The sequence below is a fragment of the Acinetobacter sp. YH16042 genome (assembly GCF_013417245.1).
Taxonomy (GTDB): domain Bacteria; phylum Pseudomonadota; class Gammaproteobacteria; order Pseudomonadales; family Moraxellaceae; genus Acinetobacter; species Acinetobacter amyesii.
In genome coordinates this window covers 93,863-110,676 of the sequence record NZ_VPEJ01000009.1, presented here as the reverse complement: position 1 = coordinate 110,676, position 16,814 = coordinate 93,863, and the positions used below count along the sequence as shown (strand labels likewise).

Here is a 16,814-nt window from a genome sequence, read left to right as displayed (position 1 = left end):
TAGATTTGAATGAATGCTTTAATTTTAGGTTAATTTGGATTGTCCCATAGTTAGTCAAGTGCATATATGATCTCGAATGAATGGTTTCACAAGCTCAAATATCAATTTCAAAAAGGCTGCATCAAGCAGCCTTTTTTGCGTATATAAATTGACTCAACTGACCTTTTGAATTAATTGCGCTTTGGCCACTTCTTGTTGCTTCAACAAATTACGTTGGATTTTTCCACTCGATGTTTTAGGCAACCCATCCACAAATTCAATTTCTTTTGGATAAGCATGCTTGGATAAACGAGATCGTACATAGGCTTGTAGTTTATCCATGAGTTCAGAACTTGCTTGATATTGTGGTTTCAATACCACAAAAGCTTTGACCAATTCAGTCCGCTCAGGATCAGGCTTACCAACAACTGCCGACTCTAAAACCTCTTCACATTCTAATAATGTGCTTTCCACATCGAAAGGCCCTACACGATAGCCTGACGTTGTAATGACATCGTCTGCACGACCTACAAAATCAATGCCGCCTTCTTCGTTTAAACGAACGGTATCACCGGTTAAATAGTAGTTCCCGACAAAGGCTTTACGGTTATTGCCACCATAGCCTGTAAACCACATGAGTGGAGATTGCGACCAATCTAATGCCAATGTTCCAATGCCACCGCGTTCAATTTCTTGATAGTCTTTATTAAGCACCGCGAAACGATGACCCGGTATAGCAAAACCGGCTGAACCCACTTTTTTGTAGTGTTCTAAAGCGTGATGATTTGCAATCACCATACCGAGTTCTGTTTGCCCATATTGGTCATAAATATTGACGTTTAAATCGTGATTAAACCATTGAATCACTTCGGGCGTTAGTGGCTCTCCTGCACTACTCACAACCCGTAAATGTGATTTTAGGGATTCATCAAATTTTTCTTTAAAACCAAAGAACATACGAAATGCCGTTGGTGAACCGGTCAAATTACTGACTTTATATTTTTTGATGACTTGAAGTGCATGATCAACACTAAAAGCACGTTCATCCATAATAATGCTGTGTCCTAAACTTAATGGCCCTGCAATTCCATAGTACAAACCATAAGCCCAACCCGGATCTGCCAAATTCCAAAATGAATCTTCATCACGCAAATCAACCGCATGTGTCATATACCCTTTAAATGCCAATAACGCTTTGTGTGGCACAGGTACAGACTTGGCCAAACCGGTCGTTCCCGATGTAAACATCATTAAAAATTCATCGTCAAATGAACGGGGAACTGAGTTAAATGTGGCGTCATGCAATTGCAACTCTGACCAAAAGTCAGGATCTGTCTGAATTGCTTGATCGGCATGCACGGTTAAAATATGTGGTAAATCAATATGATTGAGTTTTGAGCGTTGCTCAGTGTTGGTTACAATCAGCTTTGTTCCCGCAGTTTGCACCCGATGTTCAATCGCTTTAGACTCAAATGCCGTAAACAACGGCTGATAAATTGCCCCTATACGCCATGTTGCCAAAATAGTAATCAACAACTCTGCTGTGCGTGGTAATAGACCTGCAATGCAATCACCTGCTTTCAGTCCAATGCGCTGATAATAATTCGCCAATTGTGCAGAAGCTAAATCTAATTGCTCAAAAGTCCATTGCTCAGATTCACTATTTTTACTTTCCCAGATCAGCGCAGTTCTATTTTGCCCAACATAGCGCCCACAACATTCATCATAAGCATTGATTGAACTTGGCGTACCGACCAATTGTTCTGTAACAATCTTTTCAAAATTAAAATCACGATATGCTTGTTCTAGTGTCTTCATGACGACAATTCCTATCCTGTTCTCTATGATTCAAAGTGCAATACTTTGAGGTTTATTGATCTTGTTGTTATACCGCTGCGTATCCGTGACGATTCCTTTGCCACGTTCGCTTTTACTGCTATTCCATACACCGATTGCAATGTCGGTTTTTAGTTTTGTAACTTATACTTTGTTAAACTATCTATTCGTAAATTACCTATTCTTAGACTGTCTATACCTAGATAACCATGTTTGGATATCCCCTGCAATTTCCATAACCATCAACGCCATTGCAGGGTTTGAACATCGACTAAAGTCTATTTTTTAATCAGCTATCTTTTGGTTACTTCACGTGCTATCACCAGCCGCTGAATGTCCGATGCACCTTCATAAATTTGACTGACACGCACATCACGATATATTCGTTCTACTGGAAAATCAGATACATAACCGTAGCCCCCATGGATTTGAATGGCATCTGAACACACACGTTCAGCCATCGTCGATGCAAAAAGTTTCGCCATTGAGGCTTCTTTTAAACATGGAAAACCGGCATCTTTTAACGTCGCTGCATGGAAGATCAATTGGCGTGCTGCCTCAATTTGGGTGGCCATATCTGCTAGGCGAAATGCCACGGCCTGATGCTGTACAATCTCCACCCCAAATGCCTTGCGTTCATTGGCATATTCAACGGCAGCATCTAATGCTGCTCGTGCCATACCCACAGACTGCGCTGCAATGCCAATTCGACCTGACTCTAAGTTCGATAAGGCAATTTTATAGCCTTCACCCTCTTGGCCTAAAAGACTATCGGCAGGAATACGACAGTCATCTAAAACTATAGTTGCTGTATCGGAACAATGCTGACCCATTTTGTCTTCTAATCGCGATACGATATAACCAGGTGCATCCGTCGGTACTAAAAAGCACGAAATCCCTTTTTTACCAGCAGATTTATCCGTTACTGCAAAAACCAAGGCTACTTGAGCATGTTTTCCTGTGGTAATAAATTGCTTGGTGCCATTTAACACCCACTCATCACCATCACGCTCCGCTTTACATTCCAATGCACTCGCATCTGAACCCACTTGTGGTTCTGTTAGGCAAAAACAACCTAACCATTCGCCTGTGGCTAATTTTTTTAAGTATTTTTCTTTTTGTGCTTCTGTACCATAACGCTGCGTAATGCCACATGGCAGTGAGTTTTGTACGCTGACAATCGTCGAAATCGCACCATCACCTGCAGCAATTTCTTCTAAGGCAACAACCAAAGACACATAGTCTAAACCTGCACCCCCCCATTCGTCCGAAACCGTCATGCCTAAAGCACCCAGCTCACCAAGTTCCTTTAGCTCTTGTGCAGGAAATGCTGCCGTTTTGTCACGCTCTGCTGCCGTCGGTTTCAGTTTTTCTTGCGAATAGCTTCGCATCATATCCTGAACCATTTTTTGTTCATCATTTAAAATCATGAGACTTCCTTTTCTAAATCTTTTATAGCGTGTATAGCTTTAATTTTTGGATAACTGCGGAATTAAAAATACTTTGGCTGTATAAAGCAAAGTTGGATACACGACGACGTCATTTGCAACTGTCTGAGGCAGGACGCCATTAATCTCAAATGTTTCTGCGACCTATAAATCAATAAATACTTGATGACGAGTTTTGCAAATGACAATGGTTTTGGTTACTTTTGCCGAAACAAAAGTAATGAGATGAGCTACTGTCAACGAAGTTATTCTCGATAAGACTCCGTCGTAGAAGCCTGAATAAGCAGTTTTAATAAATAACTATTTAGGCTGCATACGAATCGCGCCATCAAGACGTATCACTTCGCCATTGAGATAAGCGTTTTCAAAAATATGCGTCACTAATTTTGCAAACTCTTGTGGTTTTGCTAAGCGTGGTGGGAAAGGCACCATTTGCCCCAAAGCATCTTGTACATTTTGTGCCAAGCCTTTGAGCATCGGCGTTTCCATAATGCCTGGAGCAATGGTCATCACACGGATTGATTCACGTGCAAGCTCACGTGCAAGAGGTAATGTCATTGCAACCACTGCCCCTTTGGATGCTGCATAAGCCGACTGACCAATTTGACCATCGAAAGCCGCAACCGACGCCGTATTCACAATCACCCCACGCTCTTCTTCACCCGCTTTTAATTCATATTTAGCAATCAGTTGTGCCGCATAGCGCAGCATATTGAATGTACCTGAAACATTAATATTTAATACTTTTTGGAACATCGCCAAATCATGTAATCCGTCACGACCTAAAACTTTTGCAGAGGGTGCGATACCTGCGCAGTTCACTAAGCCATTAAGTTGACCAAATTCCGCTTCAACTTGTGTAAAGAAAGAGCCGACCGCTTGTTCATCGGTAACATCCAATTGAACAAATTTGGCATGATCACCCAGTTGACGTTGCATCGCTTCGCCATGCTCATGATTCATATCCACAATAATCACTTTTGCGCCCAGGCCAATTAGATGTGTTGCTGTCGCAGCGCCTAGACCCGATGCACCACCGGTCACGACGAAAACTTTTCCTTTTATGTCCATAGCATTTCCCTATTTACGATATCTTGTTTTAAATTCGACTTAAGATGCAGAGTAAACAGAGAATTTATTCAGTACAATTTCCAAATGTTGCATCTTTACTGATGTATTTGGACAATTCTGAACAAGGACCTATCCGCACATATGCCGAAGCATGGACTCGAATACAGTAAAGGGACGATTTCTATCGACTTGGTGCATGAAGCATTACACGATGCGCAAAAAAAGCGCTTTGATATTTCTGCTATTTTACAAAAGGCGGGTATTCCCTCAGAGTTACTGTTATCGCGTAAAACCAGAGTTTCTGTTTCTCAATATGCGGCTTTATGGACTCATCTTGCAGATGTGATGGATGATGAATTTTTTGGCATGGATCGGCATGCCATGCGACGTGGCAGTTTTAAGCTACTGTCGAAAATGGTCATGCACAACAGTACCTTGGGGGATGCACTTAAGCAAATCTTACAATTTTTAAATCTGGTTTTAGATGACTTGCATAGTGATTTAACCATTGAAGATCACTTTGCTTATATCGTGATCTATGACCAACAAACGCCTAAACGCATGTTCAGCTATGCCACATATTTAATGCTCATCCATACGCTACTGTGCTGGTTGAGTGGTCAACGGATTTTATTAAACCAAATCCAATTAAAATGTGATGCACCGCTTGATGATCATGACTATAAAGTTCGCTTCTGTGAAAATATTCATTACCAAGCCAGTCAAAACTACATACAGCTCGATGCCAGTTATTTAAGTCTACCAATCAAGCAAGACACACGTTCGTGGTATCAATTCTTACAACAAACACCTGAAAACCTTTTGGTACGCTTTAAAAACCCGTATGCGCTCAGCAGCCAAATTCGTAAACAACTGTTAGACGTTCCTCCTGCCGAATGGTTAGAGTTTTATGAGTTGGCAGTCAAAATGAATATGTCGGAAGCCACGATGCATCGCCGTCTTAAAAGTGAAGGTGTGAGTTATCAACAACTCAAAAATGATATCCGACGTGATACTGCCATCGATTTTTTAACCCATACCGATAAAAGCTTACAAGATATCAGTGAAGAACTAAATTTTCATGATCCGAGTGCTTTTCATCGGGCTTTTAAAAAATGGACAGGTGTCAGTCCCGGTGCGTATCGACAAAATAATGCGCCTGAATTCAAGGCCTAAAATTTGATATTCGCTATTTATAAATTGAATATTCATCTAATTAATAGAAAATCAATAACTTAAAAATATTCAATAAATAGACTGACCATTCATCCTTGAACGATTGCTACTTTAGTCTAATTAGGTTATTTTTCACTCAATTTAAAGCACTTTGCTTATTTATATTCCAATTCTCCTGCATCTCCTTGAAAGGCTTTCCTATGCTTAAGATGATTGATGTTCTTGAACAACAACTTGTTCAAAACTTTTCAGATTCTCTTTTCACTCAGATTGACGCAATTGATGAACTGTTTCATGAACAGCTTAAAACTGTCGCAGATATCGATTTGCAAAATTTGATCTCACAATTTTTTAGCACTGAAAATGCAGTTGAAGTTGCTCATGCACTGGATATCCAAGCAGATGACATTGAAGCAATTCAAGCAGGTGCAAATCTAAAAGATGAAAATTTAGTGAATGCAACTGCAAAAATTATTGCTTACTGTCTTGCAGTAGAAACAGCAGCTTTAGAACAAGTTGAAGTTTTCGATAGCTTACAAGACTACCCAATGTAAGCATTGATCGAATATAAAAATAAAGCGCATTCAATGCGCTTTATTTTTGACTATTTATCTAACACTAAATCAATGTTGCCACTGACCTAAGCTGACACGGTCATTACCGCCATAATCTTTTATAGTCCGAACATTTCGATATCCAGCCTGCAAGAACAAATGTCTGACCGATTCACCTTGGTCATAGCCATGTTCGAGCACCACCCAACCATTCACGGTTAAATGTTTTTTAGCTTGAAGAATGATTTGCTCAATATCTGCAAGCCCATGATTGTCCGCAACCAAAGCACGTTCAGGCTCTGTCGCCAAATCTTTCATGTGTACATCATCAGCATCGATATACGGCGGATTTGACACAATTACATCAAAGAAAGCACGACCAAAGGGTTTCAACCAAGAACCTAAGACAAACTGCACATGTTCAAGATCATGCTTTTTGGCATTAAACTCAGCAACTTCCAAGGTAGGTTCGTAAATATCCGAAGCTACAATTGACCAATCTGGACGTTCACTGGCTAATGACAAGGCTACAGCACCAGTTCCTGTTCCTAAATCGACCACACGAGCATCTTCAGGAAGTTCTAAACGGAGTACAGTTTCAACGAGTACTTCCGTATCAGGACGTGGAACCAAAGTATCTTTAGTCACTTTTAAGTCTAGCGTCCAAAATGGCTGAGAACCTGTGACATAAGCCAAAGGCTCACCTGCTGCAATACGAGCAAGACTGTCGACATAGAGTTGTTCTTGTTCTGCCGTCAATTCTTGATCCTTTTTCATGATTAAATCAAAAGAATCAATCTTGGTGATGTGCTCTAACAACCACGCATTTTCCTGACGTTCATAACTTTCAGGTTCACCACGATAGGCCAAAGCCTGTGCAATATTCATTAGCCACCATTCTGCTGCGCTAATAACGCCAACTGATCGGCTTGATATTCACGATGCAAACTATCAAGCAATTCAGTCAAATCGCCTTCCATCACTGCATCTAACTTATACAGTGTTAGGTTAATACGATGATCAGTCATGCGACCTTGTGGATAGTTATAGGTACGAATACGCTCAGAACGGTCACCAGAACCCACCAAGTCACGACGCATTTCAGATGTCGCGGCATCTGCTGCTGCGCGTTTGGCATTTTCTAAACGAGAAACCAACAGCGCCATCGCTTTGGCTTTGTTTTTATGTTGTGAACGTTCGTCCTGACATTCTACAACTGTACCCGTTGGTATATGAGTAATACGCACAGCAGAGTCAGTTTTGTTAATGTGCTGACCACCCGCGCCAGATGCACGATAGGTATCAATACGTAATTCTGAAGGATTAATTTCAACACTGGTGTCTACATCAATTTCCGGCAAAATCGCAACCGTACATGCCGAAGTATGAACACGACCTTGTGACTCAGTTGCAGGAACACGCTGTACACGATGCGCACCACTTTCAAATTTTAAGCGACCATATACGCCTTCACCATTGATGAGGCAAATCACTTCTTTATAACCGCCGTGTTCGCCGTCATTTTCAGACAGCACTTCAATACGCCAACCTTGTGATTCAGCATATTTACTGTACATGCGATACAAGTCACCAGAGAAAATCGCAGCTTCGTCACCACCCGTTCCGGCACGGATTTCTAAATAGGCAGAGTTCGCATCATTCGGATCTTTTGGAATCATCAGAATGTTTAAGTCTGCTTCAAGCTGACCAATCAAAGCTTTATTTTCTTTAATTTCTTCAACAGCCATTTCTTTGAAATCTGGATCCGTCATCATTACTTCAGCAGTTTCAATATCTTCTTCTGCTTGACGGTATTTTTTCCAAACTTCGGTGATTTCAGATAAATCACTATGCTCACGAGACAACTGACGGAAACGTTTATTGTCTGAAATGACTTCTACATCTGCGAGTAATGCATTTAATTCTTCGTGACGGTCAGAGAGCTGATCTAATCGTAAACGTAACGATTCTTTCATTTTTCAAAAAATCTCAATACACAGGCTCTACCGCTAAACTTTCACGGATATGCCAAAATTCAAAATAATGGCGCTAGTGTACCGATAATGGGTCTGAAATGACATATTTATTGTTTTTTGGCCTATCTATGAGCCTAAATATCAAAATGTGAACTTCATCACTCCTACCTTTCTCCACAAAGTCGTACAGATTTTCAGCATTCGACCGTTTTTTTCACAATATTAATAAAACTTATACAAACTAGACACTCAAATCACTAAATAAAGTGAAAGCTCTCCATATTTATAGCGAATAGTTTTGTTACATTTACTGCCATCGAAATGATTATGAAAAAGTCCTCGCGTTTATGAAGGACATGGAGTGAACTATGAAACTGAATACTCTTTTAATGACAGCCACTCTAGCAACTGCTTCTATGTTCACTGTGTCTGCAAATGCAGATAGTACAACACGCGTTGCTGCAGCTAGTGCATTAGGTAGTGTTGCAGGTACTGCAATTGGTAAAAACATGGGCGGTAATACCGGCGCTACAATTGGTGCTGCTCTTGGTGGTGCTGGTGGTGCTGCGGTAGCAAGTAATAAACGTAACCGTACAGAATCTGCTATCGGCGGTGCTTTAGGTGGTGGTACAGGTTATACCGTTGGTAAAAGCATGGGCGGTACAAACGGTGGTTACATCGGCTCTGCACTAGGTGCTGCTGGTGGTGCTGCTCTAGGTAATAAAATCTCTAAAGATAAAGCTTACGACAAACACCAAGAACGTAAATACAAAAAACGTTACCGTCGTCGTCACTAATTCAAAATTAGTGAGTCCGTATTGGATCGTGAAAAGAGCACCTTCGGGTGCTTTTTTTATGTATCGCCTTTTTTCAAATGATAAATACAATTTTATTTATTGCACCTCAAATATGTAGAGTTGATCCACTCTATCCATGTGATCAATCATGTAGAAATAAAGTGCAAAATTTACATTGCAGCAACGGAACACGTATTTTATTTCACATCACGCTCCAAATATTCGCTATGTGTTTTCATATATTGATATCAACAGATAAACATCATGCTTCGTAAGGAGTTTAAAAATAAAAATTAATAAAATTTTATTCAGTGCAGCAATTGCCGCTTCAGCGCTTACTATGACTGCAACACATGCAGGTAATAGTACCAATACTGCATTAACATCTGCTTTAGGTGGTGTTGTTGGTGCAGCAATCGGTAACCAAGTTGGCGGTCAAACTGGCGCAATGATTGGTTCAGCAATTGGTGGCGGTGCAGGTGCAGCAGCATCGGCGAACAAACGTGACCGTAATGGTGCCATCATTGGTGGCGCACTTGGTGGCGCAGGTGGTTATACCGTAGGTAAAAACATGGGCGGCACAAACGGTGGTTATATCGGTGCTGCACTTGGTTCAGCCGGTGGTTCTGCACTAGGTAAAAAAGTGTCTGAAGACCGTCGCTATGATGACCGCTACAATGGTCGTTATGATGATCGCTATGACCGTCGTTATAACAACCGTGGCTATCGTACCAATAATTACAGCTACAACGACCGAGGCTACCGTGGAGACAATGGTCGTCACTTAGGTTGGTACAAAAACGGTAAACGTTAATCGAGATATTTCAATGAAAAAAATCAGCACCTTCGGGTGCTTTTTTTGTTTATAAAAAAAAGTTTAGATATACCAAAAGTTGACTTTTTACACAGCCCAACCAATATATCGAATTTATTCGATATACATTAGGCGTTTTATATCGTATTATTTCGATATAAAGATCTCTGAGAGAAAACATGCGTACTCTAGCCGATACAAAATTTTCAATACTTGAACTCGCACCTGTTCGAGATGATAAAACCATCGAATTTTCACTCAAACATGCACTCCAGTTAGCACAGAAAGCAGAACAACTTGGCTATGAGCGTCTATGGTTAGCCGAACACCACAATATGGACGGCATCGCAAGTTCTGCAACTGCGGTTTTACTCGGTTATCTCTTAGCAAATACACAATCTATCAAGCTCGGTTCAGGCGGGATTATGTTGCCTAACCATGCGCCGTTGGTTGTCGCTGAACAATTTGGCACGCTTGAAACGCTATATCACGGCCGCATTGAACTCGGCTTAGGTCGGGCACCAGGTACCGACCAAACCACCATGCGCGCTTTACGCCGTGGCCGTCAGGAAACCGAAGATCAATTTCCACAAGATGTCCTTGAGATATTGCAATACTTTAAAGCACCTGAGCCACAGCAGCGCATCATTGCTACACCGGGACAAAATACACATGTTCCTGTATGGCTTTTAGGTTCAAGCCTGTTCAGTGCACAACTCGCTGCACGTTTAGGTCTACCCTATTCATTTGCTTCACATTTCGCGCCACGCATGCTTGGACAAGCAATTCAGCTCTATCGTGAAAATTTCCAAGCATCCGAATATTTAGATCAACCTTATGTCTCTATGGGCGTACCAACGGTTGTTGCTGAAACAGATGAAGAAGCAGAATATCTGGCAACAAGTGCTTATCAGCGAGTTTTAGGTTTAATGCGTGGTCAAAGTTTAAAACTTAAAGCTCCGGTCGACAGTATGCAAGGCCTATGGTCTGCTGCAGAAAAGATGTCCGTAGATAATTTCTACGCTATGGGACAAGTCGGTTCAAATGCAACCGTTCGAGCAGGTTTAGAAAACCTACTCACCAAATATGACGTTGATGAATTTATTTTCACCTGTGACATTTACGATACCGATAAGCGCATTGAAAACTTCGAACGTTTAATGCAAATCAAAAATGATCTCGCTTAAGACTCTAAACTTAATGATCTAATCCAAGCGTTTAATCCGTCTAAAGGTAGAATTGTGACTACATTTTTTGTGGCTCTTTAGACGGATAGCAGTCAACAGATAATATGGTTTCGGCTAACAACGACTAAACCTGTACTTAAAAACCATCATTGCCTCAACGAAATAATTGCTTTACTCATTTTTATTGCTGTATAAATATTAAACATAAGCAAAACAAAGAGAAAAATAAGCAGATGAGCCAATATATTAATAAACCCACACCCGCATTTATCGCAGCAAGTTGGTGTGCACTGATCTTAGGCGCTGTGGTGTTTTGCATAGGTTTATTCAATGCAAATATGATGTTGAATGAAAAAGGCTTTTATCTCATTTTATTGCTTTATGGATTATTTTCATCGGTTTCACTACAAAAAATCATTCGTGACCGTTTAGAAGGAATGCATGTCACTGCAATCTACTTTGGACTGTGCTGGGCATCCGTCATTATTTGCCTCGTACTTCTTGCCATTGGTCTATGGAATGCTGAACTGGCATTAAGTGAAAAAGGTTTTTACATGATGGCTTTCCTAATGAGTCTGTTTGGTGCAGTTGCTGTACAAAAAAATATTCGTGATATGGACTATTTACGTACACATACCGACCAACCCGAACTTAAACATTCAACCACGAGTCAGCTTGACTATAACTCATCAGATGATGAACCACTTTAAAACTCACAAAATTTATAGATCTCAAAAGCTGTTCATGCAGGTCGCTCATTGTTTTATCGATCTGCTTGAGCGGTTAATGAACTACAACGCATAAAAAAATCAGTTCACTCCTAGAAATCTATAAATGACAAGGGCCAAGCAAATCAATTCTAGACAAATTGCATGACTCATCAGACTGAAAAAACGCTTTACCCCAACTGGCCCATCACAGAATATATTCCTATCTAAGACTCAACTAAAAAAAGAAAAGATAAGGAATAAATATGGCCAACAAGCAGGATGCAACCCACCATATTTTTAATAATCATCTAGAAGATTTTGAACACTTTCGTGGAACGATCATCAGTTCAGAACAGATCAAAGATTATGATTTTAAGAATCAAAAAATCGCAATTATTGGGATAGATCAGCATGTGGTCTCTGAACTACATCATCTATGTCAGGTTGCAGATAACATCATGGTCTATCAAATCAAACCGCAATTTGTCTTACCACGCACCGAACGTCTACTGAATAAATTAATCCAGCACCCACTGATTGCAAAAAATCGACGTTTATTTAGCAATCGTATTAAGAGTATTTTGGCGATTCGCTTTTTAGAAGATCAAGTGCCGAACCATTGGTTAAGACATTTACTCAGTCCAAATACCGCAATTCAGAACAAAACCTTCCTAAAATCTGATCATTATTATGCAGCATTACAGCAGCCAAACTGCATCTTAAATACTTGGCCAATTGCAAAAATTCAGAGTAATTCAATCACGGCTTTAGATGAACATACGTTTGAGTGTGATGTCATTGTGCGCAGCGAATCTAACCAATCCAAAGAAAAGTAATGACATTGCAATTATTTTCACATGACATCTATTAAATTTTTGTGATTGATCAAAAAATCACAATACCAAAAGCCATCTCTGGCGGCTTTTGGTAGCTCCCCTACTATATTGGATACTTTCATTCGATAAGGCTAAGGATTCTTAAAAATCCATAAATAAAAATAGCTTTAATAGTGCTACATGCTTTTTCAGTGCTCAGACTTAAATCATGCTTCCGACCTGCACCAGCAGCTACAGCGAGTTTATAGACGTGCAATTTTGAATAGTTATGATCAATTCTTCATGAAAACTTTATTTCAAACCAATAATTTTTTCAGTGCTTATTTTTTTACACAGCTCTATTTACTCCTTAACTGTAAGTTGAAAAATTTATATTGATGCTTATGTTCAACCGATATTTACCTCTATTGTTATCTATATTTAATAGGAAAATAACAGATTGAAATCCAGTTTAAATATCAATTTATATCGGAGTTTAGAGCCTGAATGTTATTAATTTGACTATTTTTCACCCACATCAATTAAATAAATGATGCCATTTCTTGAGATTTAACACCTAAAAGCGACTGTTTGATTATTTTTTATTCTATTTTCTGCCTATTTTTTTTAGCATTTAAATCAGTATTTTTGAAAAATTGATTAAATATTAAACCATATTAGCTAAATCTTGTATTTATACAACTCATATCAAGTGGATTATTCAGGCTTAATTCATAGATAAAAATACAGCACAGCACGGATTATTTTAAAAGATTCAAGCTGTCAATTAGGCCATATTTTATAAATTTTCAGCCAAAAAAATTCATCAAATTGGTACACATTTGAATGCAGAAATTGCTTAAATTTTAAGTCTAAATATTGAGGAAAATTTTCATCAATATTTTAAATATTTATCATTCATTAAAAGTATGACAAGCCAGAAATTAATACTATTTTTATATAATTTATACAGAAATTCATTATCATCAAAAGAGCCACCGAAGTGGCTCAATTTACACTTAACCAATACGACGTTTCAGTCCAGTCATTTGTAAAACACGAGTTGAAATTTCTTCAATCGACATTTCCGACACGTTTAAGTATTTAATTCCTTCAGAAATATAAATACCTTCAATCGCACGTAATTCCATCTGGCACTGACTAAAACTAGCATAACGACTATTGGCCTTACGTTCTGAACGAATTGCTACAAGGCGCTCTGCATCAATCATCAAGCCAAATAACTTATGCTTATGTTCACGTAAAACTGCAGGTAAACGGTTGTCATCCAAGTCTTCTTCTGTCAAAGGATAGTTCGCCACACGAATACCAAATTGCAAAGAGAGGTAGATGGAAGTTGGTGTTTTACCCGAACGTGATACCCCGATTAAAATCAAATCAGCTTTATCATAATGACGAGTACGTGCCCCATCATCGTTATCTAAAGCAAAATGCACCGCATCAATACGTGCTTTATAAGACTCAGAATCTGTAACTGCATGGGTTTGACCGACTAAAGTCGTAGGTGCAGTGCCTAACTCGTCAGATAATTTACTAATAAGCCCTTCAAAAACATCAAGATTTATTGCATTTGCAGTATTAATAATGTCACGTACATACGGGTCTACAAGGGTATCAAACACCAAAGGCTTTTGACCGTCTTGCTGCGCTCTAAGATTGATCTCTGCAACCACATTTGTAGCTGCTTCTTCAGAGGTAATATATGGAATAATATGAATGTCAAAATCTACATGAGGGAACTGGGCTAACAGTGAGTGTCCAAGGGTTTCTGCGGTAATCGCGGTACCATCCGAAACAAAGAAAACACTACGCTGAATCTGTTTACCTTCTGACATTAAAATTCTCCTCCAAAATTTGTCTTAGTGCTATATAATCATTATAGTAAACCATCTTACATGACTGTCACTTAGTAAATTTAGAATGCTAAGTAATTTGTTATAATTTCATGCCAAGATAGTGATTAATACTGCAAAAGTGGAGTAACAACTTTGGAAGCGCGCGTAATTGGTCTAGAAAAATTAGGGAAACACGACGTAGAACTCGTGGGCGGTAAAAACTCATCATTAGGTGAAATGATCAGCCATCTCGCAAATGCTGGTGTATCTGTTCCTGGTGGTTTTGCTACTACAGCTCAAGCATATCGTGAATTCCTCGAGCAAAGTGGCCTGAACGCTAAAATTAACGCTGAACTTGCTGCACTCAATGTTGACGATGTAAATGCACTTGCAGAAACTGGTGCGAAAATCCGTCAATGGATTGTAGACACTCCGCTGACTGCTGAACTTGAAAAAGAAATTCGTGAAGCTTTCACAGCTCTTTCAAACGGCAACCCTGAAATCGCGGTTGCCGTTCGCTCATCTGCAACTGCAGAAGACTTACCAGACGCTTCATTTGCCGGCCAACAAGAAACTTTCTTGAACATCCGTGGTATCGATAACATCCTTGTTGCGATTAAAGAAGTATTTGCTTCACTTTATAACGACCGCGCAATTTCTTACCGTGTACACCAAAACTTCGCACATGACGTCGTTGCGTTATCTGCTGGTGTTCAACGCATGGTTCGCTCTGAAACAGGTGCTGCTGGTGTAATGTTTACACTTGATACAGAATCTGGTTTCCGTGACGCAGTTTTCATCACAGCATCTTATGGCTTGGGTGAAATGGTTGTACAAGGTGCAGTTAACCCTGACGAATTCTATGTATCTAAACCACTTCTAAATGCAGGAAAACACGCTGTATTACGTCGTAACCTTGGTTCTAAACACCAAAAAATGATTTATGGTGAAGAAGGTGCTGCGGGTAAATCCGTGGTTGTTGTAGACGTTGAAAAAGCAGATCGTCAACAATTCGCTTTAAATGACCACGAACTTCAAGAACTTGCTAAACAAGCATTGATCATTGAAAACCATTACGGTTCAGCAATGGACATCGAATGGGCGAAAGATGGCGATGATGGCCAAATCTATATCGTTCAAGCACGTCCTGAAACTGTGAAGAGCCGTCAAAATGTAGGCACAATGGAACGCTACCTTCTTAAACAAAAAGGTAATGTGATTTGTGAAGGTCGTTCAATCGGTCAACGTATTGGTTCTGGTCGCGTGCGTATCGTGACTTCAATCAAAGAAATGGACAAAGTTCAAGACGGCGACGTACTTGTATCTGACATGACTGACCCAGATTGGGAACCAGTAATGAAACGTGCTGCTGCGATTGTCACTAACCGTGGTGGTCGTACTTGTCACGCTGCGATTATTGCACGTGAACTTGGTGTTCCTGCAATCGTAGGTTGTGGTAATGCAACTGAAGTATTGACTGACGGTCAAGAAGTGACTGTGTCTTGCGCTGAAGGTGACACAGGCTTTATTTACGAAGGTTCTTTGGACTTTGAAATCCAACGCAACTCTATCGAATCTATGCCTAAACTTCCGTTCAAAATCATGATGAACGTAGGTAACCCTGACCGTGCATTTGACTTTGCTCAAATTCCTAACGAAGGTGTTGGTCTTGCTCGTCTTGAGTTCATTATCAACCGTATGATCGGTGTACATCCTAAAGCATTGCTTAACATTGACAGCCTACCACGTGAAACTCGTGCTGCTGTAATGTCACGTACTGCTGGTTATGCATCTCCTATCGAATTCTATGTTGAAAAACTAGTTGAAGGTATTTCTACACTTGCTGCAGCGTTTGCTGACAAACCAGTGATTGTTCGTATGTCTGACTTTAAGTCAAACGAATACGCAAACTTAATCGGTGGTAAGTTATACGAACCTGAAGAAGAAAACCCAATGCTTGGCTTCCGTGGTGCAAGCCGTTATGTGTCTGACAATTTCCGTGACTGCTTCGAACTTGAATGCCGCGCACTGAAAAAAGCACGTGACGAAATGGGCTTAACTAACATTCAAATCATGATTCCTTTCGTACGTACTGTTGCTGAAGCGAAACGTGTTATTGAATTGTTAGCGCTTAACGGTCTTAAACGTGGTGAAAATGGTCTTAAAGTGATCATGATGTGTGAACTTCCAACCAATGCATTGTTGGCTGAACAGTTCCTTGAACACTTCGACGGTTTCTCTATCGGTTCTAACGACTTAACTCAGTTAACACTCGGTCTAGACCGTGACTCTGGTATCGTTTCTCACCTATTTGATGAACGCGATCCAGCCGTTAAAGCACTTCTTTCTATGGCAATTCATGCTTGTCGTAAAGCTGGCAAATACGTAGGTATTTGTGGTCAAGGTCCTTCAGACCACCCTGACCTAGCTAAATGGTTAATGGAACAAGGCATCGAGTCTGTTTCGCTTAACCCAGACTCAGTATTAGACACATGGTTCTTCCTTTCTGAAGAAAAAGCTCAACAAGCTTAATAAACTGTGTTAAAAAAAGACCCACATGTGGGTCTTTTTTTTTATTTATACTTTTACAGACGT

The 16,814-nt window shown here is 40.0% G+C and carries 14 protein-coding genes; 8 read left to right on the top strand and 6 right to left on the bottom strand.

All coding sequences use genetic code 11. The features are described 5' to 3' along the window. Positions 1-153: 153 nt before the first annotated feature. From FTV37_RS08765 to FTV37_RS08755, 3 genes are all read right to left on the bottom strand, one after another. A complete protein-coding gene (locus FTV37_RS08765) occupies positions 154-1,797 on the bottom strand; it encodes an AMP-binding protein (RefSeq protein WP_180063550.1) in 1,644 nt (547 codons plus the stop codon). Positions 1,798-2,108: 311 nt separating this feature from the next. Next, positions 2,109-3,245: an acyl-CoA dehydrogenase family protein gene (locus FTV37_RS08760; RefSeq protein ID WP_180063549.1), complete on the bottom strand. Its 1,137-nt coding sequence runs from the start codon at positions 3,243-3,245 to the stop codon at positions 2,109-2,111. Between the two features lie 318 nt (positions 3,246-3,563). Beyond that, the gene (locus FTV37_RS08755; protein ID WP_180023513.1) at positions 3,564-4,334 is read right to left on the bottom strand and encodes a 3-hydroxyacyl-CoA dehydrogenase; all 771 of its coding nucleotides are present in this window, start codon (positions 4,332-4,334) and stop codon (positions 3,564-3,566) included. Positions 4,335-4,475: 141 nt separating this feature from the next. Between FTV37_RS08755 and FTV37_RS08750 the strand changes: the two genes are divergently transcribed. Next, on the top strand, positions 4,476-5,510 hold the full coding sequence (locus FTV37_RS08750) for an AraC family transcriptional regulator (RefSeq protein ID WP_180063548.1): 1,035 nt from the start codon (positions 4,476-4,478) through the stop codon (positions 5,508-5,510). Between the two features lie 200 nt (positions 5,511-5,710). Continuing rightward, positions 5,711-6,064 (top strand): hypothetical protein, encoded by a 354-nt coding sequence (locus tag FTV37_RS08745; RefSeq protein ID WP_078188566.1) that lies wholly within the window; start codon positions 5,711-5,713, stop codon positions 6,062-6,064. Positions 6,065-6,133: 69 nt separating this feature from the next. On the opposite strand, the gene prmC is transcribed toward FTV37_RS08745, so the two are convergent. Both prmC and prfA read right to left on the bottom strand, forming a co-directional pair. Continuing rightward, positions 6,134-6,952, bottom strand: a complete 819-nt coding sequence (gene prmC / locus FTV37_RS08740) for a peptide chain release factor N(5)-glutamine methyltransferase (RefSeq protein WP_180063547.1) — start codon at positions 6,950-6,952, stop codon at positions 6,134-6,136. Next, positions 6,952-8,040: a peptide chain release factor 1 gene (gene prfA, locus FTV37_RS08735; RefSeq protein ID WP_078188570.1), complete on the bottom strand. Its 1,089-nt coding sequence runs from the start codon at positions 8,038-8,040 to the stop codon at positions 6,952-6,954. Before prfA ends, prmC begins: the two co-directional genes overlap by 1 nt. A gap of 368 nt (positions 8,041-8,408) precedes the next feature. Between prfA and FTV37_RS08730 the strand changes: the two genes are divergently transcribed. From FTV37_RS08730 to FTV37_RS08710, 5 genes are all read left to right on the top strand, one after another. Next, entirely contained in the window at positions 8,409-8,837 is a 429-nt protein-coding gene (locus tag FTV37_RS08730) for a glycine zipper domain-containing protein (protein ID WP_078193959.1), read from the top strand. Positions 8,838-9,123: 286 nt separating this feature from the next. Beyond that, positions 9,124-9,651 carry a hypothetical protein gene (locus tag FTV37_RS08725; RefSeq protein ID WP_168377731.1) on the top strand — a complete coding sequence of 176 codons (528 nt, stop codon included), beginning with the start codon at positions 9,124-9,126 and terminating at the stop codon, positions 9,649-9,651. A 179-nt stretch (positions 9,652-9,830) separates the two neighbouring features. Continuing rightward, entirely contained in the window at positions 9,831-10,838 is a 1,008-nt protein-coding gene (locus FTV37_RS08720) for an LLM class flavin-dependent oxidoreductase (RefSeq protein ID WP_180007914.1), read from the top strand. 233 nt (positions 10,839-11,071) lie between these two features. After that, complete coding sequence (yiaA, locus tag FTV37_RS08715; protein WP_180007913.1) at positions 11,072-11,548, top strand: inner membrane protein YiaA; 477 nt, start codon at positions 11,072-11,074, stop codon at positions 11,546-11,548. Between the two features lie 263 nt (positions 11,549-11,811). Then, positions 11,812-12,384 carry a flavoprotein gene (locus FTV37_RS08710; protein WP_180063546.1) on the top strand — a complete coding sequence of 191 codons (573 nt, stop codon included), beginning with the start codon at positions 11,812-11,814 and terminating at the stop codon, positions 12,382-12,384. Positions 12,385-13,382: 998 nt separating this feature from the next. On the opposite strand, the gene FTV37_RS08705 is transcribed toward FTV37_RS08710, so the two are convergent. Continuing rightward, positions 13,383-14,219, bottom strand: coding sequence for a pyruvate, water dikinase regulatory protein (locus FTV37_RS08705; RefSeq protein ID WP_078193964.1), 837 nt, complete (start codon positions 14,217-14,219; stop codon positions 13,383-13,385). A 153-nt stretch (positions 14,220-14,372) separates the two neighbouring features. On the opposite strand from FTV37_RS08705, the gene ppsA reads away from it, so the two are divergent. Further along, entirely contained in the window at positions 14,373-16,751 is a 2,379-nt protein-coding gene (gene ppsA / locus FTV37_RS08700; protein WP_078188577.1) for a phosphoenolpyruvate synthase, read from the top strand. The last annotated feature ends 63 nt before the right edge of the window (positions 16,752-16,814 follow it).

Bases quoted from the DNA above. Each gene is read 5' to 3' on its own strand.
- FTV37_RS08765 (WP_180063550.1), bottom strand. From the start codon at position 1,797: ATGAAGACACTAGAACAAGCATATCGTGATTTTAATTTTGAAAAGATT.
- FTV37_RS08760 (WP_180063549.1), bottom strand. From the start codon at position 3,245: ATGATTTTAAATGATGAACAAAAAATGGTTCAGGATATGATGCGAAGC.
- FTV37_RS08755 (WP_180023513.1), bottom strand. From the start codon at position 4,334: ATGGACATAAAAGGAAAAGTTTTCGTCGTGACCGGTGGTGCATCGGGT.
- FTV37_RS08750 (WP_180063548.1), top strand. From the start codon at position 4,476: ATGCCGAAGCATGGACTCGAATACAGTAAAGGGACGATTTCTATCGAC.
- FTV37_RS08745 (WP_078188566.1), top strand. From the start codon at position 5,711: ATGCTTAAGATGATTGATGTTCTTGAACAACAACTTGTTCAAAACTTT.
- prmC (WP_180063547.1), bottom strand. From the start codon at position 6,952: ATGAATATTGCACAGGCTTTGGCCTATCGTGGTGAACCTGAAAGTTAT.
- prfA (WP_078188570.1), bottom strand. From the start codon at position 8,040: ATGAAAGAATCGTTACGTTTACGATTAGATCAGCTCTCTGACCGTCAC.
- FTV37_RS08730 (WP_078193959.1), top strand. From the start codon at position 8,409: ATGAAACTGAATACTCTTTTAATGACAGCCACTCTAGCAACTGCTTCT.
- FTV37_RS08720 (WP_180007914.1), top strand. From the start codon at position 9,831: ATGCGTACTCTAGCCGATACAAAATTTTCAATACTTGAACTCGCACCT.
- yiaA (WP_180007913.1), top strand. From the start codon at position 11,072: ATGAGCCAATATATTAATAAACCCACACCCGCATTTATCGCAGCAAGT.
- FTV37_RS08710 (WP_180063546.1), top strand. From the start codon at position 11,812: ATGGCCAACAAGCAGGATGCAACCCACCATATTTTTAATAATCATCTA.
- FTV37_RS08705 (WP_078193964.1), bottom strand. From the start codon at position 14,219: ATGTCAGAAGGTAAACAGATTCAGCGTAGTGTTTTCTTTGTTTCGGAT.